The sequence below is a fragment of the Moraxella cuniculi DSM 21768 genome (assembly GCF_900156515.1).
GTDB classification, from domain to species: domain Bacteria; phylum Pseudomonadota; class Gammaproteobacteria; order Pseudomonadales; family Moraxellaceae; genus Moraxella; species Moraxella cuniculi.
In genome coordinates this window covers 1-25,345 of record NZ_FTNU01000017.1, presented here as the reverse complement: position 1 = coordinate 25,345, position 25,345 = coordinate 1, and the positions used below count along the sequence as shown (strand labels likewise).

Annotated in this window: 23 protein-coding genes and 1 pseudogene; 10 read left to right on the top strand and 14 right to left on the bottom strand. The window is 44.9% G+C overall.

The features are described 5' to 3' along the window. Nucleotides 1–92 precede the first annotated feature (92 nt). On the top strand, nucleotides 93–476 hold the full coding sequence (gene panD / locus BW928_RS09055) for an aspartate 1-decarboxylase (RefSeq protein WP_076555908.1): 384 nt from the start codon (nucleotides 93–95) through the stop codon (nucleotides 474–476). 29 nt (nucleotides 477–505) lie between these two features. Here panD and BW928_RS09050 read toward each other — a convergent pair whose 3' ends face one another. The 3 genes from BW928_RS09050 to BW928_RS09040 form a co-directional block, all read right to left on the bottom strand. Continuing rightward, the gene (locus BW928_RS09050) at nucleotides 506–1,153 is read right to left on the bottom strand and encodes an FMN-binding negative transcriptional regulator (RefSeq protein ID WP_076555907.1); all 648 of its coding nucleotides are present in this window, start codon (nucleotides 1,151–1,153) and stop codon (nucleotides 506–508) included. 156 nt (nucleotides 1,154–1,309) lie between these two features. Then, entirely contained in the window at nucleotides 1,310–2,155 is an 846-nt protein-coding gene (locus BW928_RS09045; protein ID WP_227516585.1) for a purine nucleoside phosphorylase YfiH/LACC1 family protein, read from the bottom strand. Next, a complete protein-coding gene (locus BW928_RS09040) occupies nucleotides 2,148–3,170 on the bottom strand; it encodes an RluA family pseudouridine synthase (RefSeq protein WP_076555906.1) in 1,023 nt (340 codons plus the stop codon). The genes BW928_RS09045 and BW928_RS09040 overlap by 8 nt, the downstream gene beginning before the upstream one ends. A 255-nt stretch (nucleotides 3,171–3,425) precedes the next feature. Between BW928_RS09040 and BW928_RS12115 the strand changes: the two genes are divergently transcribed. Then, nucleotides 3,426–3,554, top strand: a complete 129-nt coding sequence (locus BW928_RS12115; RefSeq protein ID WP_259741479.1) for a hypothetical protein — start codon at nucleotides 3,426–3,428, stop codon at nucleotides 3,552–3,554. A 247-nt stretch (nucleotides 3,555–3,801) separates the two neighbouring features. Here the strand turns inward: BW928_RS12115 and BW928_RS09035 are convergent, their stop codons facing one another. The 9 genes and pseudogenes from BW928_RS09035 to ftsY form a co-directional block, all read right to left on the bottom strand. Beyond that, the gene (locus BW928_RS09035; RefSeq protein ID WP_076555905.1) at nucleotides 3,802–4,653 is read right to left on the bottom strand and encodes an OmpA family protein; all 852 of its coding nucleotides are present in this window, start codon (nucleotides 4,651–4,653) and stop codon (nucleotides 3,802–3,804) included. A 59-nt stretch (nucleotides 4,654–4,712) separates the two neighbouring features. Continuing rightward, complete coding sequence (locus BW928_RS12295; protein WP_446030801.1) at nucleotides 4,713–5,108, bottom strand: YadA-like family protein; 396 nt, start codon at nucleotides 5,106–5,108, stop codon at nucleotides 4,713–4,715. Nucleotides 5,109–5,204: 96 nt separating this feature from the next. After that, a pseudogene (locus BW928_RS12290) lies at nucleotides 5,205–5,981 on the bottom strand (hypothetical protein); the annotation flags it as partial. Between the two features lie 752 nt (nucleotides 5,982–6,733). Beyond that, nucleotides 6,734–8,074 (bottom strand): lytic murein transglycosylase, encoded by a 1,341-nt coding sequence (locus tag BW928_RS09025; protein ID WP_227516584.1) that lies wholly within the window; start codon nucleotides 8,072–8,074, stop codon nucleotides 6,734–6,736. A gap of 209 nt (nucleotides 8,075–8,283) precedes the next feature. Continuing rightward, entirely contained in the window at nucleotides 8,284–9,813 is a 1,530-nt protein-coding gene (gene purF / locus BW928_RS09020) for an amidophosphoribosyltransferase (RefSeq protein WP_076555903.1), read from the bottom strand. A 132-nt stretch (nucleotides 9,814–9,945) separates the two neighbouring features. Next, the gene (locus BW928_RS09015; RefSeq protein WP_076555902.1) at nucleotides 9,946–10,455 is read right to left on the bottom strand and encodes a CvpA family protein; all 510 of its coding nucleotides are present in this window, start codon (nucleotides 10,453–10,455) and stop codon (nucleotides 9,946–9,948) included. Between the two features lie 15 nt (nucleotides 10,456–10,470). Beyond that, on the bottom strand, nucleotides 10,471–11,511 hold the full coding sequence (locus BW928_RS09010; RefSeq protein WP_076555901.1) for a quinone-dependent dihydroorotate dehydrogenase: 1,041 nt from the start codon (nucleotides 11,509–11,511) through the stop codon (nucleotides 10,471–10,473). A gap of 404 nt (nucleotides 11,512–11,915) precedes the next feature. Continuing rightward, nucleotides 11,916–12,437: a methylated-DNA--[protein]-cysteine S-methyltransferase gene (locus BW928_RS09005; RefSeq protein WP_076555900.1), complete on the bottom strand. Its 522-nt coding sequence runs from the start codon at nucleotides 12,435–12,437 to the stop codon at nucleotides 11,916–11,918. Nucleotides 12,438–12,446: 9 nt separating this feature from the next. Further along, nucleotides 12,447–13,388 carry a signal recognition particle-docking protein FtsY gene (ftsY, locus tag BW928_RS09000; RefSeq protein ID WP_076555899.1) on the bottom strand — a complete coding sequence of 314 codons (942 nt, stop codon included), beginning with the start codon at nucleotides 13,386–13,388 and terminating at the stop codon, nucleotides 12,447–12,449. Between the two features lie 238 nt (nucleotides 13,389–13,626). Between ftsY and BW928_RS12110 the strand changes: the two genes are divergently transcribed. The 8 genes from BW928_RS12110 (at nucleotide 13,627) to BW928_RS08965 (ending at nucleotide 23,879) form a co-directional block, all read left to right on the top strand. Further along, nucleotides 13,627–13,758, top strand: a complete 132-nt coding sequence (locus tag BW928_RS12110; RefSeq protein WP_259741478.1) for a hypothetical protein — start codon at nucleotides 13,627–13,629, stop codon at nucleotides 13,756–13,758. A gap of 9 nt (nucleotides 13,759–13,767) precedes the next feature. After that, nucleotides 13,768–15,153 (top strand): M16 family metallopeptidase, encoded by a 1,386-nt coding sequence (locus tag BW928_RS08995; RefSeq protein ID WP_076555898.1) that lies wholly within the window; start codon nucleotides 13,768–13,770, stop codon nucleotides 15,151–15,153. A gap of 15 nt (nucleotides 15,154–15,168) precedes the next feature. Beyond that, on the top strand, nucleotides 15,169–16,671 hold the full coding sequence (locus BW928_RS08990; RefSeq protein ID WP_076555897.1) for a M16 family metallopeptidase: 1,503 nt from the start codon (nucleotides 15,169–15,171) through the stop codon (nucleotides 16,669–16,671). Nucleotides 16,672–16,968: 297 nt separating this feature from the next. After that, nucleotides 16,969–20,553: a bifunctional proline dehydrogenase/L-glutamate gamma-semialdehyde dehydrogenase PutA gene (gene putA, locus BW928_RS08985; protein ID WP_076555896.1), complete on the top strand. Its 3,585-nt coding sequence runs from the start codon at nucleotides 16,969–16,971 to the stop codon at nucleotides 20,551–20,553. A 500-nt stretch (nucleotides 20,554–21,053) separates the two neighbouring features. Continuing rightward, nucleotides 21,054–21,245, top strand: coding sequence for a DNA gyrase inhibitor YacG (locus tag BW928_RS08980; RefSeq protein WP_076555895.1), 192 nt, complete (start codon nucleotides 21,054–21,056; stop codon nucleotides 21,243–21,245). 49 nt (nucleotides 21,246–21,294) lie between these two features. Further along, nucleotides 21,295–22,473 (top strand): aspartate aminotransferase family protein, encoded by a 1,179-nt coding sequence (locus BW928_RS08975; RefSeq protein ID WP_076555894.1) that lies wholly within the window; start codon nucleotides 21,295–21,297, stop codon nucleotides 22,471–22,473. Nucleotides 22,474–22,526: 53 nt separating this feature from the next. Continuing rightward, complete coding sequence (locus tag BW928_RS08970; RefSeq protein WP_076555893.1) at nucleotides 22,527–23,396, top strand: threonine/serine exporter family protein; 870 nt, start codon at nucleotides 22,527–22,529, stop codon at nucleotides 23,394–23,396. Nucleotides 23,397–23,399: 3 nt separating this feature from the next. Then, nucleotides 23,400–23,879: a threonine/serine exporter family protein gene (locus BW928_RS08965; RefSeq protein WP_076555892.1), complete on the top strand. Its 480-nt coding sequence runs from the start codon at nucleotides 23,400–23,402 to the stop codon at nucleotides 23,877–23,879. 60 nt (nucleotides 23,880–23,939) lie between these two features. Here the strand turns inward: BW928_RS08965 and BW928_RS08960 are convergent, their stop codons facing one another. After that, complete coding sequence (locus BW928_RS08960; RefSeq protein WP_076555891.1) at nucleotides 23,940–24,623, bottom strand: IS1595 family transposase; 684 nt, start codon at nucleotides 24,621–24,623, stop codon at nucleotides 23,940–23,942. A gap of 473 nt (nucleotides 24,624–25,096) precedes the next feature. After that, the coding region (locus BW928_RS11965) for a hypothetical protein (protein WP_227516583.1) at nucleotides 25,097–25,345 on the bottom strand (249 nt) is incomplete at its 5' end.

The window sequence follows — 25,345 nt, the reverse complement described above, 5'->3', positions numbered from 1 at the left end:
CGTGTCTATTTATATTAATAATTAATTATTTTATTAATATAAACTTATTTATCTTAGCCAGACATGATTTTGTTGTAGATGTGAGGATTTTTATGATTCGTACTTTGCTTGGTGGCAAAATTCATCGTGCTACCGTAACCCAAGCCAACCTAAACTATGTAGGCAGCATCACTGTTGATGTTGATTTGTTGGACGCTGCAGGTATTTTGGTTAATGAAAAAGTCAGCATTGTCAATAATAATAACGGCGAACGCTTCGAAACTTATACCATCGCAGGCGAGCGAGGCAGCGGCATTGTCTGTCTAAACGGTGCAGCGGCACGCAAAGTACAGGCTGGAGATATTGTCATCATCATGTCATATGTCATGCTAACTGACGAACAAGCACACAAGCACAAGCCCAATGTGGTCTTGGTTGATGACAATAACGCCATCTGCGAAGTGCTGCATTATGAACCAGCCAATACCATCTGGTAAAGTTGGTAACTCTAGCTGCTATAATAGCATTACGACTTGGCAAATTTTGCCACAAGCTGTGCCATCTTAACAGCCTCTGGTGTGGCGATTTGAGTCAATCCTGCCACTACCCCTGCTTGGTCGGTGGCAGGCTTGTTTTGGCTAAGTTTAAATTGTGCCTGAATCTCAATAATCTCAAGCTCAATGGCAATCAGTGCTGCACACATTTTGTCAATAAATGGCTCTGGTGCATCGCTTAGTTGCCATGCGGTATGGCTGGGCAGTTGCTTGCTGATTTTTTGTTCAAAAAAATCAGTCGTTTGGGCAAGTATAGCTTTGGTAGCCTCCAGCTCATCAAGCACACGAGCTTGGGCGGTGATATGCACGGTTTGGTAATTGTAGGTTGGCACTTCTTTGTGGCTTTGTTGTTTGCTTGGATACCAGTTGGCACTGATATAGTGACTTGCACCCATAAAAACAATCAGCCAAGGCGTTTTGGTATGTTGCCATACCTGATTGGCACGAGCAACATGGGTGATGAGCTTATGCTTGCCATTTTCATAACAATGCAACACAGGCACATGGCAGACACATGGCTTGCCATCGGCAATGTAGCTAATGCTTGCCAATGGATATTCATCAATTAATGCAAAAATTTCATCTTGATTATGCTCGGCAAATGACTTGGGAATAAACATATCATCTCCTATGTAGGGCGAGAAATGGGCGATATTTAATCACAAAAAACCATTCAACGCAACCAGCAGTAAGGCAAAATTGCACCGCTTGCCATTTATCAAAGTAAATCAACCATGATAAATATTTAACAGCCAGCTTGGTGTCAAGTCAGCATATCAGCCAGCAGCGATGAGCAACGCCATTCTACCTGTGGCTGATTTTTTGCCATGTGTTTGGGCACGGTATGAATAATGCACAGGTGAGTGATAGCTGCATATCGGTTCATTATTTAATACCACAACACCCAAATGCTCAAGTTCCAAGCGTGCAAGTTTGGCAACATCAAGGCGTACCTTATTTGAAGTATCGGCAGATAAGATGGCTTGAGCCAATGCTGATTCATCAAGTGCCACCAGCTCATTGGCGACCACTTGCCGAACAATCCTATCGCCCAATTCGGCATCTATCTGATAAGCAGCTTGTGAGATGCACGCACCGATGATGGCTTTGGGGCGATTTGGCGTGGGTATTTTGGCAAAAGTTTTGGCAATCACCCCCAAAGTCAGCCCCTGCCAACCTGCATGAATACAAGCAATCGCCTTATTACCCACCCCTGCTTGTTCATCAAAAATCGCCACTGGCACGCAGTCGGCTGTCATGATTGCCAAAGCTGTATTTGGGCGAGTGCTAATCAATGCATCCGCATCGTATAGTCGCTGCGATCTGCTGCCATCGACCATCAGCACTGTGTTGCCATGCACTTGGTTTAGCCAATGAATGCGATCAATCGCGGGCTGGTATTGGCGTAAATAGCCCATAAGCTCAATGCGATGATTCAGTACAGTGATTGGATTGTCGCCAACATGAAGCCCCAAATTAAACGCACCGTACAAATCTTCTGCGGCAAATTTATCAAACGCCCCTGCTTGCGTCTGGGCAATCAGCACACCATTGTCATGATAAAGCAGCTCAAGTGGCGAAGTTATCGTAGGCATGGTTGTGCAATCCGTGTGCTTAGTCATGTTGCAATACCTCAATCAACTGTTGCATATCATCAGGCAGTGTGGCGGTAAATTTCATAGACTCACCTGTGTCAGGGTGGATAAAACCCAGTGTGTGTGCGTGCAGTGCTTGACGATTAAAATTAAGCACCGCTTGCCTTTGTGCTTGGCTAAGTCCAGCACGAGGTGATGTACCATAAATAGGATCGCCAACAATCGGGTGTCCGACATGGGACAAATGCACACGAATCTGGTGCGTTCGGCCTGTTTGTAGCTGTACATCGAGCAAGCTGTAACGCTCATGCAATTGCTTTGCACTTACAATGTAAGTAACAGCTGGCTTGCCTGTGTGCCGCACTGCCATTTTGGTGCGTTGGCTTGGGTGTCTGCCAATCGGTGCATCAATACAGCCATGTTGTAGCACCTCATGAGCTGCCCCCAGTACCACGCATTGATAATGTCGATAGACGCTTTTGTCCTTTAGCTGTTCTATCAAAGCAAGCTGGGCTGATTTGTTGCGTGCAACCACAAGTAGCCCTGTGGTATCCTTGTCAATACGGTGTACCAGACCTGCTCGTGGCAACTGTGCCTGCTGCGGATAGTGATACAGTAGTGCATTGACCAGTGTGCCTGTTGGATTGCCTGCACCGGGGTGTACCACCATGTTGGCAGGCTTATTGATGACAATCACCGCATCATCACAATAAACAACATCAATGGCGATATTTTCGGGCAAATCTGCCGAATGTTGCTCTAAGGTAACGGATAAATTTAGCACATCGCCTGCCTTGATGGCGTATTTTGCCTTGACAACTTCGCCATTGACACGCAATGCTCCTGATTCGATAAATTTTTGCAGATTGGCACGAGAAAAATCAGCAAACACAGTAGCAGCCAGTTTGTCAAGTCGCACACCAACATCAGCCGCTGTTGCTTCATAATCACCAAGAAAATTTTGCTGTGCTGGATTTGTCTCACTGTCAGTCAGCTCATCATCGAGCAGCACGCCTTCATCAAGCAGGTTTGAAGTATTCATAAATGGTTTTGGAATAAAATTTTGGCAACTTTAGCACATTTGTCATCACTTGCCAAGCTCCAACCATCTACCATACATAATAACAAGGGTCAATGACAGATTGCCCGCCCAGATAACTGATAAATCTTAACAACTTGACACGGCAGGACAATAAGATATTTTGACAAGATGGATTTATGCAACCGCTGATTTGTGCAATACCTTAAGTTTAAAAATCATCAATCACATCAATGACTAAACCTTAAATGATAAAATTTGATCGAATCTATTGGTGTGGTATATCGCTTTGGGCTGGTTGTAAGATGCAAAAGTTGTGGCGGTGCTGATTTGTCGCATGGTGATTTAGCATTGGTTGATAAAAACATACGGCAGACGGCACGGTGAAGCTTGGATTATTTTATATTTATTATAAAATAAAATATATATTTAATTAAACTAAATTATTAATACATCACTAACTGCCGATTCTTGACATGGTATTAAGCATAAAAAGCATTTTATCGTTTTGCTAATAAATACGCAGCATCAAACCTTGGCAAGCAAATCATTACGACAGATGATGACTTTGATTAAGTTTAATGAAAATAAAAAAGCAAACCTGCACAGTGCAGATTTGCTTTTATAGGCAATATTACTGAGTGATTGCTTGGGCGTAGACGGTTACTTGCACCTCAACACGGCGGTTCGGTTGCAGGCAGTCAATCAGTTGATTGCGAGCCAGTCCATCTGAGCATTCACGCACAGGACTGCTCTCCCCTGCACCTTGGGCAATCAAAGTGGCAGGATTGACACCTTTGCCAATCAGATAATCACGCACGGTATTGGCACGCAGCTGTGATAAATTCAGATTATACACATCATCACCCAAGCGGTCGGTATGTCCTGTGATGATAATACGGCTATCACCTCGTTGCTGCCAAGCACGCAGTTGCTCCGCCAAGCCATCAAGTGCAGCACGCCCTGCTGGTAGCATATCGCTGGTTTTGAATTTATTAAAGGCAAACAAAGTATCAGCAGCCAAGTTAATGCGTTCATCAACCACCACTTGCGGTGCAGCCTGAACAATAACAGGTGCCACCGTTGGTACAGCAGCTGCAGTTACAGGTTGCTGCAAGCCAAAGCAACCCTCTTCGCCACGCCAGTACAGTGCTTTGGCAATTTTTTTGTCAAAATCAACACGCAATTGGCAACGAACATAATTCTCGCTATTTGGTACACGAATGTCCAGCAGATAATTCCACTGGTTATTTCGCAATACGCCTTCGTTAAATTGTGGATTGCCAAGCAGCTGGCGAATGCTGTCTTTGTTTAGCCCAACATCAAGGCGTGCTACATCAGCAACTTCGTAACGAGGTACTTGCTTGAGGTAGCTTTTTTCAAATTCTGGAAAAACAATCTCATCGCCAGCTTTGACAATGGGGGCTGCATGGGTTGTGGCAGAATAAGCCAAAGTCAATGCCGCCAAAATTTTTAGCATTTTCATAGATACTCTTATAAATTTTCTTAGTTAAATTAAAATATAATCACAACGATGGCAATTTATCAGTCAATCACGCCACTGATACCGATACGAACACCAGTTTCGCCCTGTGTGGCTGTAGATACACCACCAGAGAATGCCCAGCGACCGTTATCCGCTGTTTTGCGTAAGGTGGCTGCCACCGCTTGCTCGCCGCCATAATGTGCTGCACCCAGTGCATAAGTCCATTTGCCAGCAACAAAAGGAGCTTCCTCGAACGCCATCGCCTGTGCAATACCTGCCTTGGCATCACGATCAACCTCACCAATACGGTTGTTTAGCTGATTAATGTTATAATTGGTGGCGTTGGCAACCGCATACAATTGACTGCCATTGATGGCGTCTGTACTTGTGGCAGTGATTTGTCCTGCTGCGACATTTTGTACTTGGCGTTCATTACCAACCGAACCTACTGACATCGCACTGCTCGGTGCTGACCCTGCAAACTCGCCATAGCTGACATCACCCACTGTGGCGGTGCGTGTCGGCACTACCTGTGCAGTGGTGCTTTCTGCCCCGATGGCAACATCGCCAGAGGCGGTATTGGCAACCGCATTACGGCCGATGGCGATACTGTCATCTTTAAAGGCTTGAGTTTCTCTGCCGATATTGATGGTGTCTTTGATGGTGATTGACTTTGCTCCTGCTTGTGAGCCGATGGCAATATTATCATCACCGCTGATTCGCTCGCCAGCATAACGCCCGACAGCGACATTTCCATCCCCTTTGCTGCTGCCATCACGCTCACCGCCACCAGCACGATAGCCTACAGAGACATTCTGATCACCATTTTTATAAGATGCTGCCTCGCTACCAACCATGGTATTGTAGTGTCCAGCAGCATTTAGACCTGCGGCATTGCCCAAAGCCTCGCTGTAGTTTAGCTGGTTGGGATAAGGTATGGCACTGGTATAGCCCTCATCAACACCGCCTGCGTGCGTACCAACAGCAATCAATCCAGAGGTTTGGCGATTTTTGGCTGATCCCCAGCCAATCATTACCGCCTGTGAGCCACTTGACCCTCTACCAGCGTCTGTACCGATCATCAGGGTATTGTTGGTTATCTGTGATTCATGGCCAGCTTGCTCACCGATGGCAACCACTCGCTCGCCAATCGCCTGTGCCTGTACGCCCACGGCGATTGATGCACTGTTTGTCGCTTCGGCATTGCTGCCGATGGCGATTGTTTCATTGCCAAGGCTTAATGCCTGATTGCCGATGGTGATGGTGTTGTTGCCAGACGCTACTGCCTGATCGCCAACTTTGATGACCTCTGTGGCACTCGCTTGCATGGTGGCAAATACCGCACACGCCAGCAGTGCCAGTTTCAGTGATGAAGCTGGTAATTTTGCCTGTGCATAACTACTTTGTGAATATGCGTTCATAAAATACCCTCTGTTCAAGCAGGGGGGGTTGTGCGTATAACCTGCCAAAAAACCACCATAATACCAACCGCCCCAAGCATCAGCCAAAACAGCTGATGGTTTTATACTATGGTAAATTATTTAATTTTATTAAAATATCATTAATCAAAATCTATTTATTGCAAATTTATCATCATGCAATGATGACACACCACCGCAATGGCTTATGCTAATTAACAAATTTTATTAAAGTATTTGTTAATTATGATTAATTATACTCAATCGCATATTTAACCACCAGCATAAGCCAATAATGCTCAAATCAGCAAGCAAAGATTGATTAACCGCCTTATTATAACAAATTAATAATCAATTTATTGTAAATTTTATAACAAGCCATCATTTGCCAGCGATACGCCTACCGTTTGTTTATTTGTTGAATATTTATTATTGCTAAAATTACTTTATGCTAATAATAAATAAATGACATCACTGACCGCTTGGTGTATTTTTAGTATTGATAAACAATGGCAAGTTGCTTGGGCTTGATAAATTTGGCTGATTTGCCCAAACTTATCTGTCATCTTTGCCAACAAATCATAATCATTGACATGATGGCAGTTGCCAATTTGTCAAAGCCCAATCGACCAACAAACCGATTACCTATACAAGCCTCAATATTACCAAGCCAAATTGCCTGCCGTACGCTGGCTGATGAAGCCGTCTGGAATCTGACCATTGTCCGCCTGCCAGCGAGCAAATGCCTTGCGTGTGTTGCTGCCAGCTACGCCATCAACCCCTTGTGTATCATAGCCCTGTGCGGTGAGGTTGCGTTGCAAATTTTGCACCTGTGTGCGAGACAGTGGCTGTTCATGGCGTGGCCAAGATTTTAGCAAATTATCACCACCTGCGATACGCTTGGCAAGCAGTGCCACGCCCAATGCATAACTTGAGGAATTGTTATACACACGAATGACTTCAAAGTTTTTTGTCAAAAGTAAGGCAGGACCATTGGCACCAGCTGGTAGCCACAGCTCAGCTTGTGCTTCGCCAGCGAACGGTTCGCCAGCTGCCAGCAGCCCAAGATTTTTCCACGCATCTAGACTTTGTTTTTTGCCAAGTAGCGAATAATCAAAGCCTGCAGGTAGACGCACTTCATAAAACGGTGCCAAGCCACGCACCCAACCTGCATTGGCAAGATAGCTGGCGGTAGAGGTCAGAGCATCGCTACGCTGCCATGGGTTTTTGCGACCATCATTGTCGCCATCTACCCCTTCGCTAAGCCAAGTACTTGGGATAAATTGAGTATGCCCCATGCCCCCTGCCCATGAGCCTTGTAGCTGCGAAGCACTGACATCGCCTCGCTCAATCATTCGCACCATGGCGATCAGCTGGTTTTCGGCAAAACTGCGGCGGCGACCATCATAAGCTAGGCTTGATAGTGCATTGACCAGATTCATACTGCCCATACCAGCACCAAATGATGATTCCATGCCCCAGATGGCAGTGGTAATTTCTTTGGGCGTGCCGTACAAAGACTCAGCAGAAGCTAAGGTGCTAAGATTTTCGGCAAGTTTGTTTTTGCCTTGGCTGATGCGGTTGCTTGATGCTGCTGATTCAACATATTCCCACGGCATTTTGCTAAATTCAGCCTGACTGCGATCCAGCTCAATTACTCGCTCATTTAGTGAGGCTGTTGCCATGAGATTATTTAAGATCGTACCATTGACCCCTGAAGCGGTCGCACGGCGGATAAAATCGTCTCGCCACTGATTAAAGCTGCCATAAACCATCTTGTCAGGCGTGGTTGTCGCAGTGGTTGTCGTGGCAGCTGCAGGCTCTTTGGTGGGCTTGGTTACTATGATTGGTTGTTGTGGGGTTGCTTGCACAACCTGAATGGGCTTGCGTTCAGGGGATTTTTGTGGTGTGGGTGTGGAGCTGCACGATGCCAATAATGTTGCCACAACCGCCATAGACAGTGCTGATTTATAATGTGGTTTAATCATAGATTTTTTTTGCATGATAATTCCAATAAAAGAAAAATAATAAATTTGCCAAAACGACAACGCCGCCAAAGTAGCGACAAAACAGAATCTCTTGACAGTGCAATCTTAACAATCATCAACTGCTAAGATGATAGTAATCGTCTGCTTGATTGATAAAATAATCTTGACAAATACCAGCCAAAACTAGCTGGTATTTGTAAGTTTTGCTAATAAATATACCGAAATCAGACCGCTGATACACCTGTCATATCTACAGGGGTGTCCACCATCGTAAGCCCCTTGTCTTTGGCGGCATCGTTGCGTTTATTTTGCAAGTTGAGCAAATACGCTTCATCAATCTCACCTGCGATATAGTTGCCATCAAATACTGAACAATCAAAACCATGCACACGGCTGTGCTTGGTATCATTAACCGCCTCAATCAAATCTTGCAAATCCTGAAATATCAAGCGATCAGCACCGATAATCTCACGCACTTCCTCAACGCTGCGACCAGAAGAAATCAGCTCACTGCGTACTGGCATATCAATGCCGTAGACATTTGGGTACATAACAGGTGGTGCTGCCGAAGCAAAAAAGACATTTTTCGCCCCAGCATCTCGTGCCATTTGGATAATCTCATGGCAAGTTGTGCCACGAACAATGGAATCATCAACAAGCAACACATTTTTATTTTTAAATTCAAGCGGAACGGCGTTTAGCTTTTGACGAACGCTTTTTTTGCGTTGCTGCTGACCTGGCATAATAAAGGTGCGTCCGATGTAACGATTTTTATTAAAGCCTTCACGATATTTGACATTTAGTCGTACCGCCAGCTCCAATGCTGAATTGCGAGAAGTGTCAGGAATAGGAATAACCACATCAATGCCATGATCTTCGCCCCACTCACGCAGGATTTGCTCGGCAAGTTTTTCGCCCATACGCATACGGGCTTTGTGCACAGAAATATTATCAATAATAGAATCAGGACGAGCAAAATAAACATATTCAAAAATACACGGCGTATACTGCCCTGCCTGAATCTCCACGCATTGATGGCTGTGTAGATTATGCTCAAGGTCAATAAATATCGCCTCGCCCGGTGCAATATCTCTAACCACCTCAAAGCCCAGTGCTTGCAGAGCAACAGATTCTGATGCAACCATGTATTCAATACCATGCTCGCTTAAACGGCGACCATAAATCAATGGTCTGATGCCATTGGGATCACGAAACGCCACCAAGCCATGCCCTGTGATTAATGCCACCACGCCATAAGCACCCTCACAGCGTGCATAGACTTTTTTTAGGGCTGTGAAAATATCTTCTGGCTGTAATACAGGCTTGGTAAATGTCTGCAATTCATGAGCAAAAATATTAAGCAAAACTTCAGAATCTGACTGTGTGTTGAGATGACGGCGGTCTTCTTCATACAGCTCTTTTGCTAATTTTTCGGCATTGGTGAGGTTGCCATTGTGTGCCAAGGCAATGCCGTATGGCGAATTGACATACAGTGGCTGAGCCTCTGCGGTGCTTGATGTGCCTGCTGTTGGGTAGCGAACATGACCAATGCCACAGTTGCCAACCAGTCGCACCATGTGCTGATTCAAAAACACATCACGCACCATGCCATTGTCTTTGCGTAGATATAGGCGATTGTCTTTTAAGGTAACAATCCCTGCTGCATCTTGCCCACGGTGTTGTAGCATGGTTAGACCATCATACAACATTTGATTGACTGGTTCATGAGCCATGACACCGATTACGCCACACATATTCACTCCAAATTATTGGTAAATAAAGAAAAATTTAATAAATATACAGCAAAGTATGCAATCATGCACTTGGCTGTCAAATTTGGTTTATTTATGCCAACTTGGCCAATGCCAAAAATACATCTGCCAAGATTAGCCCTTATTCTCATAAGGATTATCCATCTGCTGCCAAGCATTGCCGATGGCTTTTTTGATTAAAGTTTTGGCAACAGGTGCATACGGCAACAAGCTGGGTGCAAGCACGGCGTTTTGCCAAGCAGGCAGCCGAACCAAAACTGGTGCAATGACGCTTAGCAGCACCAAAACTTTTAATAAGCCAATCATCACGCCAACCGCACCGCCAGCCATGCGATCGATAAGACCCATTCTAAGTGCCTTGAGCGAACGCTTGAGTATTGATGCCACGATGGACATCACAGCCAGAACCATCAGCACAATTAACAAAAACATCGCAGCTATCTGTATGGCACGGTCAGACAAGACATTTAACAAAAACACATAATCATCTGCCAAGCGAGATGCCGCAATTAATGCAATCAGCCATGCAAGCAAGGTGCTGATGCTTTTTATCAGCCCTGCTTGAAAACCCCGCCACAAACCAAGCAGCAGTATCAAAAAAATAACGCCATCAATCCAGCTCATTTGCCCATCAGCTCGTCAGTTATTGTTTTGTTGGCTATAATAATCGCCCGTCAGTGCTTGCACACAATCCATCACAAGACCTGGGCCTTTGTACACCAAGCCTGAATACAACTGCACCGCCTTGGCACCTGCGCGGATTTTTTTGACGGCAAGCTCGCCTGTCTCAATACCGCCCACGCCAATCAAATCAACCTTATGAGCGATACGATCGGCAAATTGCGACAAAATCAGCGTGCTTTGGTGATTCACAGGTCGTCCAGACAAACCCCCTGCCTCATTGCAATGGGCAAAGCTCTCAACCCCTGTGCGAGATAAGGTGGTATTGGTTGCAATGAGTCCATCAATGTCAAACTCAAGCACCGTGCGAGCAATGTCATCAACCTGCCCCAAATCCAAATCAGGGGCGATTTTTAGGGCAATCGGCACATAAAAGCCATAACTGGTTGCCAATCGCATCTGGCAATTTTTTATGCCATCAAGCAGTACTGACAGGGCATCGGCACTTTGTAAATCGCGTAAATTTTTGGTATTTGGACTGGAGATATTGATGGTGATGTAGCTGGCGTATGGATAAACTCGTTCTAGGCAATAAATATAATCATCAAGAGCGTTTTCAACAGCAGTTGTGGCGTTTTTGCCAATATTAATGCCCAGCACGCCTTGATATTTGGCTCGTTCAATATTGGCAATCATCGCCTCTACGCCATCATTATTAAAACCCATGCGGTTGATGATGGCGTGCGTTTGCTTAATACGGAACAATCGCGGCTTGTCATTGCCTGCTTGTGGGCGTGGGGTAACGGTGCCAATCTCCAAAAACCCAAAGCCCAACTCGCTTAGAGCATCAATATAAGCACCATTTTTATCCAATCCTGCCGCCAGTCCAACAGGATTTGGCAGATGAATGCCCATGCACTCGGTTGGCAGTGCCTGCTTGCTGTAAATAAAGCCAAGCAAATGTGCGTTATTGGCAGCCTCTAGCAGCTCCAGTGTCTTTTCGTGTGCCTGCTCAGGGTCCATGCTAAATAAAATAGGACGCAGCAATGCATAAGACATAAAAACAACCCCTTGCCAATATAAAAATAACAGAGAATAAATAGTCTAATTATAGCACATTTTGCTGCAGTCAGATAGGCTTTGATGAATTTATCTGGGTATTTTTATGAAGTTTTGTCTGTTGCTGTTTTGTCAAAAGCTAATAAGATTTGCCATAAATGCAGGATTTAGACTGATTGGCTTGGCAGTCTGCTTGTGGGGCTATTTTTGTTGATAAAGATTTTTGTTGGTTTGTGGCTGATGGTTGTAATGATTTTGTCTATTCTTAGTAATCACTATGTCAGTGCAAATAATGATAATCACAAAAGAAATATTTATTAATCAATACTGTATTTAATGGTAAAATAAATGCCCAATCAGAAAAACTTTGTAGATAAAGTAGATAAGCAGCAGCAAAGTCAGTTCTAGGTGATGGCTGCCTCGTGCATTAATAAAGTTTGTTTGATGGCTGTGCCGCCTGTATAACCGCCCAAACTGCCATCGCTTGCAATGACACGGTGGCACGGTATGATTAGGCTGATGGGATTTTTGCCATTGGCGTTGGCACAGGCACGAAATGATTTGGGTCTGCCGATGGATTTGGCAAGTTCGGCATAGCTGATGGTGGAACCGTATTCAATGGTTAATAACGCCTGCCAAACTTGTTGTTGAAATGCCGTACCACAAGAAAAATCCAATGGAATATCAAATACTTGCCGCCTGCCCAAGAAGTATTCATCAAGCTGATGGCAGACGCTTAATAGCAGCTGTTCGTCATCACCAGAGTCAAGGTCATGCCGTGCGATATGCTGGCAACTTTGGGGGATTTTGGCAAGCAGCTGACTGGTTTTGTCATCGAACCAATCAAGCAATATCAACTTGCCAGCACGAGCGGTCAGCGTCATGGCAGGCAGTTGATATGGAGGCAGATAAGTGGTGCTAATCATGCGTTGGTGCTATTCGTCTTTTTCAAGCAAAGCATCGACAAACTCTTTGGGTTCAAAGGGCTGTAGGTCATCAATCCCCTCACCTACGCCAATAAAGCGAATGGGAATTTCGGTATTTTGGGCGATGTTAAATACCACACCACCCTTTGCAGTGCCGTCTAGCTTAGTGATACTGATGCCTGTCAAATGCACCGCCTCTGAAAAAACCTGCACCTGATTGATGGCATTTTGACCTGTGCCAGCATCTAGCACAATCATGGTCTCATGCGGTGCAGTTTCGTCAGCTTTTTTGATGACACGGACAACCTTTTCAAGCTCATTCATCAGATGAGTTTTATTCTGCAATCGCCCTGCTGTATCGGCAATCAGTACATCAATGCCGCGTGCTTTTGCCGACTGCATGGCATCAAAAATCACCGAGGCACTGTCGGCACCATGGCCTTGTGCCACCACAGGAATGTGGTTGCGTTCGCCCCATATTTGTAGTTGTTCGGTAGCGGCAGCACGAAAGGTATCACCAGCGGCAAGCATGACCGACTTACCTTCGGCTTGCAGCCTTTTGGCAAGTTTGCCGATGGTGGTGGTTTTGCCAACGCCATTGACCCCAACCATTAGGATAACAAATGGTTTTTTGTTGCTGTCAATCTCAAGCGGCCGAACCTTAGGAGCTAAAATATCGTGCAGTTCAGACTTGAGTGCCTTATATAAGGCATGCGAATAAATCAAATCGCCACGAGCGGTTTGTTCGGTGAGATTGCTAATAATGCGATTGGTGGCATTGACACCAATGTCAGCAACCAACAGCTGATCTTCAACTTCTTCTAACAATTCATCATCAATTTGCTTACCACCAACCAACACACTGACCAGCCCTTCGGACAGATTTTTGCTGGATTTGGCAAGCCCTGCTTTCATGCGGGCAAACCAACCGCCTTGTTCGTTTTCGCTCATAATTTGCCTTTGTTTGTCAAGATTTTGGTGATTGTAGCATATTTTGCCAAATATTTCATTAGGCGGTTTTTTGTTAAACTTTCTGTTAAAATTATCAAGCCAAAACAGGCAGACTTATCATTATCAAATTATGCCAAATTATCAAGCTATGGACATTTTGTCGGCTTGGTGCTATATTGAGAAAAAATCTCAACACCAATCTGTGTCAAATTGACGCACAGTAAAATAAGGAAAACCCATGAAGTGTATTTGTCAAATGATGATTTTTGTGGCGTGTGCCACAACTGTTTTGGGCTGCAGCAGCCTCAAGCCAGCCGCTTCGGTCATGGTTGGCACAACGCTAAACAGCCAGCCACAAAGCACACGATAAGAGCATATCATGAAAACAAAAATCACCGTTTTGACCACTTTGACGCTGGCATTGACCGCTTGTCAAACCCTACCAACGACAAGCCAGTCAGCCAAGACCTCGCCCAATCTGCAAGCCAGCCAAGCCCCAGCAGATGCAACCACTCCTTATCTGACAAAACTTGACAACGGCTTGACCGTCATTATTAAACAAGATACCCGTGCACCAATTGTCATGACGCAGATTTGGTATAATGTTGGCTCGGCTGACGAACCCTTGGGCAAGGGCGGCATTTCACATTATTTGGAACATTTGATGTTTAAGGACTCAGTTGGTGTCAGTGGCAATGATTATCAACGCCTGATGAGCCATTTTGGCAGCCAAAATAATGCTTTCACCACCGATGAGCATACCGTTTATTATGAAAGCCTGCCTGCCAACCAGTTTCCGCTGGCTTTGCAAATTGAGGCAAACCGCATGAAAAACCTGCTGCTTAAGACAGATGAGGTTACCACCGAACGACAAATCATCAAAGAAGAGCGGCGACTGCGTACCGAAGACAACCCCCTTGCCAAAGCCTATGAAGAGTTCTTGCAACAAGCCATGCCAAACTCACCAAAAGGTCGCCCCATTATCGGCAGTATGGCGGATTTGGACAATATCACGCTTGATGATTTGCAACAATGGTACCGCACATGGTACGCCCCCAACAATGCTGTGCTGGTGCTGGTTGGCGATATTAGTCCAGAGGCTGCAATGCCTTGGGTAAAAAAATATTTTGCACCGCTGCCAGCACTGCCTCTGCCCCAGCGGGTGAATCTGGACGAAGCCAGCCATCGCGGTTACAAAGAGCTGCAAAGCACACAAAATGTTGAAGTACCAAGTTTGCTGTTGGGCTTTAATGTGCCTGCACTGGGCAGCAAGATGGGTAATGAGGCTTATGCACTGTCTTTGTTGAGTGATATCGCTGACGGTGGTTTGTCGGCACGATTTGAGCAAAATTTGGTTCGCAAATCCCAAAAATTAAACAGCGTATCAGTCAGCTATGATATGCTTGCCAAAGGCGACACTGTGTTTAGTATTTTTGCCACCCCTCGTGCCAATGTCAGTTTGCAAGAGGCACAAGAGGCGATTTTGTCCGAACTTTGGCAAATCTACCAAAACCCAATAAAAGAAGAAGAGCTTGCTCGCAGTCGTGCCAGTTTGTTGTCCTCACTGGTGTTTGCCAATGACAGCATTGACAATCAAGCAAATACCTTGGGACTGCTTGCCAGCATGGGCTTGCCACTTGATACATTGCAAACTTTGCCAAACAAACTTGATACCATCAGCCAAGATGACATTAAAAATGTTGGCAAAAAATATCTCAATAAAGACAATCTGACAAGCGTTCATATCATACCAAAACAACCCTAAGGCAAGCAGACCATCATGAATTACCTAAAATTTATAAACCGACAACTGCTAACAATAGCCACGCTTACAACACTGCTGGTTGGCTTGCCTACACACGCCAATCAATCATCAACAGCTGTACAAAAAACCAGCAATCAGCCACAAAACTACCCAGCCCTATCGGCAGACAGTATCATTGACAGCATTGATAAACTGGGCGAGCTGGATTTTCGCCCACCGCAGTCGCAATATTTTCAGACGGACAATGGCATTCCTGTGGTCTTTACGCCACTAACGCAGATACCAATGGTGGATATTAGTGTGCATTTTTTTGCAGGTTCGGCTTATGACGAGCCAAGCAGTCAAGGGGTTGCCAATATGGTTGCAACCATGCTCACCCAAGGCACAACAACGCTCAGCGAAGATGAATTTGTTGCCAAAAAAGAACGGCTAGGCAGTCAAATCACCACCAGCGTCTCCAAAGATGGCTTTTTGGTTTCGCTGCGTAGTCTGTCGGATGCACCAACTTTGGCACAAAGCACCAGTTTATTTGCTGATATGCTGACAAATCCTGCTTTTGATACGGCGGTGCTGGCACGCAACAAAGACAGATTGCTTACCTCGCTTAAGCAGCAAAACCAAAACCCTGCCTATCGTGCCATGGTGGCGTTTGACCAAGCCTTGTACGGCTCGCACGGCTATGGTCAGCTTAGCACAGGCAATGAGTCCACCCTAGCCACCATCACGCCCAAGATGCTGATGGCATTTAAAGAAAAATATCTCAATGCAAACAATGCCGTGCTGATAATTACAGGCGACATGAGCCTTGAGACCGCCAAAAAGACAGCCAATGAGCTTGGCAGGCAACTGCCCAAAGGGCAATCGTACCGCAATACGCTGCCAGAGACAACGCCACCAAAGGTTCGCCACATTCATCTGGATCATGAAAGCACACAGACACAGATAATCATTGGGCAGATGGTGGATAAACTTGCCACCGATGATGCCAGTCGCCAAGTTGCCAGTGATTTTGCATTGGGTAATAGCATCTTGGCTGGCAGTGATTTTAATGCACGATTAATGCAAGCCATTCGAGAACAAAAAGGCTACACTTATGGCATTTATGGCGATATAAAGCAGCTACAAGCGGCTGGCAGTTATGCGGTGAGCTTTTCAACCGATGGCGACAAAGCAGCCGATGCTATTTTTGACACCATGGATATTATTAAAAATACCTTAAAAGATGGCGTTACACAAGATGAGCTGTCTTTGATGTATTTGGGCAAAAAAAATGGCTTTGCAAATGGCTTTTCGAGCAATGCCAGCATTCATAAAATCATCAGCAAATTGACCAGTGATAATTATCCAAGAGACCATATAGCAACCGTTATTGACCGCCTAGATAAGGCAAGCGTTGATTCGGTCAATGCCGCTTTGGCAGCAACTATCAAGCCTGATGAATTTATCATTATCACGGTTGGTAAATCCAAACCAGATTTGAGTAAATTATTTAAAAATACTAATAATTCATCTCAATGATTCGTCCAAATGAAATTTCCAAGCAAGCATAGCAGTTTGGTATGCTTGCTTATTTTTTGATGGTTATCATTGGCAGCATGATTGGTTATGGCAATTATCCACTGATAAGCCTGTTTGTTGATTGATGATACTCAATTGTGCACTATTGCGGCTTATCATCAGACCACTTGGCACAATAATCCATACAATAGCAACAAAATCCATCACAAGATACACAAATCGTTAAAATTTGCTTGGTTTATCACCTTTGCTGATATATAATTAATGTTTTGTTTGACTTAATCATGTGAGTGTCTCATGTTTGATTTTACCCAGCCCCAAACCGCTCTGCGTGATGCCATCACCAGTGCATATCGACTCGATGAGGTAACAGCTGTTACCAACCTTTTGTCCACCTTGCAATTTGATGATGCCCAAAAGGCACAAATCAGCGAGCTTGCACGCCGACTGATTACCCAAGTGCGTGCTGACCGCAGCAAATCATCTGGCGTGGATGCCTTGATGCACGAGTTTTCATTGTCAAGCGAAGAAGGTGTGGCATTGATGTGCCTTGCCGAAGCCTTGTTGCGTATCCCTGACACTGCCACACGCGACCGCCTGATTCAGGACAAGCTGGCTGATGGCGACTGGAAAAGCCATGTAGGCAACAGCCCATCTATGTTTGTAAACGCTGCCGCTTGGGGCTTGGTTTTGACAGGTAAGCTAACCCAGCCTACCAGCGAAAACGGTCTGGGTGCTGCTTTGTCGCGTGTGCTACAAAAAGGCGGAGCACCGTTTATCCGTGCAGGTGTCAATCATGCCATGAAAATTCTGGGCAAGCAATTTGTAACGGGGCAAACCATCGAAGAGGCACTTGCCAACGGCAGAGAGCGTGAAATCATGGGCTATCGCTTCAGCTTTGATATGCTGGGCGAGGCAGCAATGACCCAAGAAGATGCTGACCGCTACTATAATGATTATGTTACCGCCATTCATGCCATTGGCAAAGCCGCACAAGGGCGTGGCGTTTATGACGGCAATGGCATTTCGGTAAAATTATCTGCCATTCACCCACGCTATTTCCGCAGCCAGCATGAGCGTGTGATGAATGAACTGTTGCCAAAATTAAAAGCACTGTTCGTACTTGCCAAGCAGTACAATATCGGTCTAAATATCGATGCCGAAGAGGCTAATCGTCTGGAATTATCGCTAGATCTCATGGAGCGATTGGTGTCCGATCCTGAACTTGCAGGATTTAATGGCATTGGCTTTGTGGTGCAAGCCTACCAAAAACGCTGCCCTTATGTGATTGATTATTTGATTGATTTGGCACGCCGCAACAATCAGCGTCTGATGATTCGTTTGGTAAAAGGAGCATATTGGGACAGCGAAATCAAATGGGCACAAGTTGATGGACTTGATGGCTATCCTGTTTATACACGCAAAGTGCATACCGATGTGTCATATTTGGCCTGTGCCAAAAAATTGCTGGCAGCACAAGATGCGATTTTCCCGCAATTTGCCACGCACAATGCCCAAAGCCTTGCCACCATCTATGAGATGGGCAAGGATAAAGAATTTGAATTCCAATGCCTGCATGGTATGGGCGAGACACTGTATGACCAAGTAGTTGGCGAGAAAAATCTTGGTCGCCGTGTACGCATCTATGCCCCTGTTGGTACACATAAGACTCTGCTTGCTTATTTGGTACGCCGCCTATTAGAAAACGGTGCCAACTCCTCATTTGTCAATCGCATCGTTGATGAAAATGTCAGCATTGATGAGCTTATCGAATCACCCATTGATGCCGTCAAGGCAGCAGGCATTAGCCCAAATCCACTAACGCCACCACCACGCCGCATTTATGGTGAGCGTGATAATTCTTATGGTCTAGATTTGTCCAATGAGCATACTCTAGCACAGCTACAAGCCCATATGCAAAGTGCTTGCAATATTGAATTTGACATTGCCTCTTTGACCGCTGTAGCAGTCAATCACCAAAGCCCGCATAGCGTCCTAAATCCAAGCGATCATCGTGATGTTGTCGGCCAAGTATCTTTTATTGATGCTGGCAGTGTTGGCGAGGTTATCAGCACCTCAATTGCTGCCCAAAATACATGGCAGCAAGTACCAGCTGCAACACGAGCAGCAATGTTACGCCGTTTTGCCGACTTGATGGAAGAGCCATCACGCATGGCATTATTGATGATGATTACGGTGCGTGAAGCAGGCAAAACCCTGCCAAATGCCATTGCCGAAATTCGTGAAGCGATCGATTTTTGTCGTTATTATGCCGATGAGACCGAACGCCTCAATCTGTCCACGCCAGTGGGTACAGTTGTGGCAATCAGCCCTTGGAACTTCCCATTGGCAATTTTTGTCGGCGAGGTGGTATCAGCACTGGCAACAGGTAATACCGTTGTCGCCAAACCTGCCGAACAGACCAGTTTGATTGCTCATTTGGCAGTATCTTGGCTGTACGAGGCTGGCGTGCCAACCGATGTCTTGCAACTGGTCTTGGGTGCTGGCGATGTCGGTGCGGCATTAACCTCAGACAATCGCATCAATGGCGTGATTTTCACAGGTTCAACTGAAGTTGCCAAACGCATTAACAGCCTGCTGGCAGCACGAGACGACAACCCTGTGCTCATCGCCGAAACAGGTGGCATGAATGCCATGATTGTTGATAGTACCGCCCTGCCAGAACAGGTTTGTTTGGATGTTTTATCATCTGCCTTTGATTCAGCAGGTCAGCGTTGTTCGGCATTACGAATCTTGTGTATCCAAGAGGATATTGCCGATCATGTGGTTGAAATGATTAAAGGTGCGATGGATGAGCTGGTGGTGGACAACCCTGCTTTCTTGGCCACCGATGTCGGCCCTGTGATTGATGCCGAAGCACAAGAAAATCTGCTCAGTCATATCAATACCCTAAAACAAATCGCCCCATATCACGAAGTGGCAATCAAGTCCGATGCACCGAATGCCACCTTTGTTGCACCGATTTTGTTTGAGCTAAAAGATCTATCGCAACTAAAAAAAGAAGTATTCGGCCCTGTGCTTCATGTGGTGAGATTTGCCGCCCATGAATTAAATGACTTGATTGATCAAATCAACAAAAAAGGCTACGCCTTAACGCACGGTATCCACAGTCGCATTGATAGTACCATTGAACAAATCACCGATCGCATCGAGGCGGGCAATGTGTATATCAATCGCAATATTGTTGGTGCTGTGGTTGGCGTGCAGCCGTTTGGGGGTCATGCGATGAGTGGCACAGGACCAAAAGCTGGCGGGCCATTTTATTTGCAACGCCTAAGCCGTATCCATCGCTGGGATACGCCAGTGGTAGACACACCTGCCACCATCAACCAAACTTCGCTACAAAAAGTACAAGCGGTTGCCAAGAAGCTGCTCAATGCCGATCAGCTGGCCGCCCTAGACACTGCTGTACAAATTGCCACCAATTCATCGCTCAATCAAGCCGTGGCAGTGCTACCAGGACCAACTGGTGAGGCCAATACCCTATCATGGCACGCACCAAAATGCGTAACGCTCTATGGCGGTAGTATTGCCCAGAGTTTGTTGGCACTGGTTGCCCTATCGCTCAATGGCACATTGGCACAAGTTTGCCCGTCAAACGCTTTGGCAGCGTATGCCAATGAGCTTACTGGCGTGCTGGAAGTAGTTGAGCAGCCTGCCGCTGACATGAATGATATTGTCATCGCCCTATCAAATTTGCCAACTGCTGAACGCGTGCGTTTGTCATCATTAGATGGTGCAATTCGCCGCATTGTTGATGCCACGACAGGACTTGACTTTGCAAGACTGTATCATGAGGTCAGCCAAAGCTACAATACCACCGCTGCTGGTGGCAATGCCAGCTTGATGGCTTCTGCCTAAACCACAAAAAGCACCCTAACTTGGGTGCTTTTTTATGCCAAATCAACTTAAACCATGCCACAAATCGGGATAAATAATAAGCCATGCTTACTCATTCGAGCAGAAAATTCGCTGCATGAATGACATAAAGTGAATTTGATGACTACTGGCGGTATATTTGTTATTGGTGTAAGTTTTAACTTTTGCTGTGGTTAATGAATAACTCGCCACCTATCATAAATGGCATTGGTGATGGTTGTATAATTGATACATTTGATTTATTTGCATCAATTAGCAGGCGTTGCTATGAGCACAATATTATCAATTTACATTGATTGTTATTTTAATTTCATTTATAAATAAACAGCTTTCTTTCGCTTATTATCATCTGGTTTATAATGGCAGCAATCGTGATATTTTGATGGCGAAATTGTAGAGCCAAGCCGAATAAGATGGTGGAAATTTTACTGCTTTTTTGCGGATTTGTGATAAAATAACAAATATTTTCATGCGAGAAACTCATGACAATCACCTATCCATGCCCACAATGCCAAAAACCTAGCATCTGGACAGAAAACCCACATCGACCTTTTTGTTGTGAGCGTTGCAAATTGCTTGATTTGGGTGCATGGGCATCAGAAGAATACAGCATACAGGGTGCCGAATTGCCCTTTTTTGAGGAGGCAAATGGGGCGATTGATGAGCAAGATTAAGCCTTGTAGCCTGCCAGATGGAAAACCTAAATATTTTTAAGGATATATTATGACTTATTTAATGCCAACTTATGCTCGCCAACCCATCAGCTTTGTGCGTGGTGAAGGTTCTTATTTATACACCGCAGATGGTACGGCTTATTTTGATGCACTGACAGGCATTGCTGTTTGTGGGCTTGGGCATTGCCACCCTGATATCAGTGCTGCCATCAGTGAGCAGGCAAGTACGCTAATTCATACCAGCAATTTATTTGGGGTGGATTGGCAGGAAAAAGCAGGCGAAATGCTGTGCAAGGCCGCTGGCATGGACGAAGTTTTCTTTGCCAATTCAGGTGCTGAAGCAAACGAATGTGCCTTGAAATTGGCTCGTTTATACGCCCATCAACAAGGCAAAGCTCGCCCAAAAGTGGTGGTGATGGAAAATTCATTCCATGGACGCACACTACTTAGTGTCTCGGCAACCGCCAATCCCAAAGCCCGTGCTGGATTTTTTACCCTTGATGATGATTTTGTGCGTGTGCCATTTAATGATGCCCAAGCCGTCATGGCACTGAGCGATGATGCGGATATTTGTGCGGTGCTGGTTGAACCAATACAAGGCGAAGGTGGTCTGCATACACCAAGCGATGGATACCTTGAAGAGCTTGCCAAAATCTGCGATGACAACAACTGGCTACTGATGCTTGACGAGGTGCAAACTGGCAATGGTCGCACGGGCAAATATTTCGCCTATCAGCACAGCACCATCACCCCAGATGTTTTAACAACCGCCAAAGGCTTGGGAAATGGTTTTCCGATTGGGGCGTGCATGGTTCGTGGCAAGGCGGTTGGGTTGTTTGGTGCAGGCTCTCACGGCTCTACTTATGGTGGCACACCACTGGGCAGCCGAGTTGTTTGTGCTGTCTATGAGCTGCTGGACGAAGCACTCATGCAAAATGCCCAGGCCCAAGGCGAGGCAATTCGCACGGCTATCTTGCAAAAATTTGCCACACAAGGCATAAGCGTGCGTGGTCGTGGCATGATGATAGGCTTTGCAATGCCTGATACGGTTGATTTAAGCAATGCCGTTAACCTTGCTCGTGATGAACATCATTTGCTGATTAATGTTACAGGGGGCAATGTCATACGCCTATTGCCTGCACTTAATTTATCCAAAGCAGACACACAGGTGCTAATTGATAAGCTAGCGGCGGTATTTGCACAATTATTTGCACAATCCCCACGCTGATTATTTGGTATTTTATTGAATAAATTATTAAACATAAATTCACAATCCAAGCCATGATACCCAGCGATACCACACCTGCCCTGCTTGCTGTTACTGGCAAGGCAACCGCCCGCATTAACCATCAGCAGCAGCAACGAATTACCCGATTGTGCATTCGCTGTGCCTTATTGCTCATGCAATATGGTGCAGAATCCGCTGTCGTGGTTGATTTGACCAAGCGTCTGGGTCTGGCACTGGGTGTTGATGGCGTTGAGTGCGGCTTGTCTTTTAATGCCGTTACACTGACCACTTTGTATCAGGGTCGCTGCATCACTACCGTGCGTAATACAGTGCATCAGGGCATTAATGTGAATATCTTGGTGCAAATCCAACAAATCGTCCTACGCACCGAAGAGGCGAAGCAAGCACGGCAATTTTTGCCAAATCAAGACGAGCAAGATAAGCTCATTGATGACAGTATTAAGCAGTTTGATGAAATCCACAAAAGCAGCTATTCGGATAATATGGTGTCGCTTTTTGTGGGGCTGTCTTGTGCCAGTTTTGCCTACTTAAATGGTGGCGACTTTGCCATCGCAGCAACGACTTTATTGGCAGCTTTTGTGGCAATGCGAACGAGAATTTACCTTGCCAGCCATCATTTTAATACTTTTGTGATTGCCATCATCACCGCCTTTATTGCCACCTCACTTGGTGCGTCAGCGTATTTTTTACAGCTTGGCACCAATGCCGATATTGCTGTTGCTGCCAGTGTTCTCTTGCTCGTGCCAGGTTTTCCCATCATCAATGCCTTGTCCGATATTTTAAAGGGCTATATCAACATGGGTGTGGGGCGTTGGATGTTTGCAACCATGCTTAGTTTGTCAGCTTGTGTTGGCATTGTTATCGCTCTGATATTTTTGCAAATACCGCATTGGGGATTGTAAATTATGTTGCAGTTTTTGACCATCGACCTTTGGCAGGTTATCGAAAAAATCGCCCTATCGTGCCTGATTACACTCGGTTGGAGCCTGATGTTCACCCTGCCACGCCGCTATATTGTGCATTGTATAATGGTAACTGCCGTAGGCTTTGGGCTAAAACTTCTCATGGCAGCCATGGGCATACATTTGGCGGTAGCGACTTTTTTTGGGGCGATGAGTGGCAGTTTTTTGGGTGTGTATTTTTCGCAGCGTTATGGTCTGCCACCGAAGGCATTGATTGTCCCAAGCCTGATTTGTATGATGCCGGGGATTGCTGCCTATAAGGCGATGGTAAGCATGGTGCAAATTGGCTACTTTGGCTTTAGCTTGGAGCTATTTTTGTTGATGATGCGGCACTTTTTTGATGCGATTTTTATTATTTCGGCGTTGGTTCTGGGCTTATCCATTCCAGGTATTTTATTTTATCGGCGTAAACCGATTGTTTAAAATAATAAAATTATATAGTTAATTAATATTATCATAATAAAATAAGCAAATTATCAGCTTTTACTGGTTAATTTTAGGGACCATCCTAGATAACCAACCCAAACTACCCTTAACTAATTGTTTTAAAATGGAAATTTGAGATTTAAGGTCATTGTTATTAAAACGCCATTCGCATTCTTTAAGATAAAGCCCAAAATGTTCTTTGGGAACACCGTTAAATTTGCGTAAATGGCGTTTTGCCTGATTCCAAAAATTCTCTATTCCGTTAATGTGATTTTGTTTTTCTGCAAAGTGCGTACTGTGATTGATTCTAAAGTGATTAAATTCACTAACATCAAGCACATCATAGCTTTTGTAGAAATCTGTGTAAACAATGCTGTCAGGCTTTACTTTTTCTCGTATAATGGGCAATAAAGTGACCGACTTTGTATTAGGTATGGCAACGGTATAAACCTTGCCATTTCGCTTTAATAAGCCAAATACCGCAGTCTTACCGCTTGCACCACGACCACGCTTACCTTTGCGTGTTCCGCCAAAATAGCTCTCATCAGCTTCAACTTCACCATCTAGCATTTCTAGGTGCTGACTGTGTTGATAGATGAGTAGGCGTAATCGGTGAAAATAGTAAGCAGCTGTTGTTTTATTTACATTGGCTAATTGAGCTGCCGTTCTTGCAGTAACACCTGCAACAAACAGCTCAATGAGTTTGTTTTGTTTATACTGACTTAGACGACTTTTTCTCATTGGGTTATTTTAACCTAAATGGAGTTTTTGGTCATTATCTAGGACAGTCCCATTTTTTATTATTTTATGAAATGAAAAACTTGTAACTGTTACCACTTTTAAACAAAATACCCGATGTCGGGTAATTTAGAAAATGAAACAACCTTTCAAATGTATCGCTGGCGAGACATTTGAAATTTAATTTCAAAAACAAAAAATCAGATAAGGATAATAATCACATAAATGGATGCCAGTGTCCGTTTTAAACACCCGAAAGAGGGCGTAAGAGAGCTTATTTTTATGTTCGCAGATGTCTGCGAAACAGTCATTAAAATTATCAACCGTTAGCAAAAGCCCCGATGTCGGAACAAGTGAAACATTGTTTCATCTTAATACAAATCTCTTAAAATGACCGATGTCGGTCATTTTGACAATCTTTTAAAACGGGAAACGTTTTCCGTTTTGCAACAAAAACCGCCCCAAAACCTTAGAAATCAAGGATTTGGGGCGGTAGCGAGAATGCTTAAATAAATCCAATCGTTGCACTTGTTGGCGGATGTATTATAACCCAAAATGGGTAAAAGCGAAAACGTTTTCGCTTTTGGGCGGTGATTTTTTAAACTTGTTTGAGAAATTTGCATAAAAAGCAAAGGCCCTGGTTCAAAAAGTATGCTACACCCACCCATAGTTGATATAATGAAACACCAAGTCAAATGCTTTAAGATGATTGGTTGGGTTTTTAG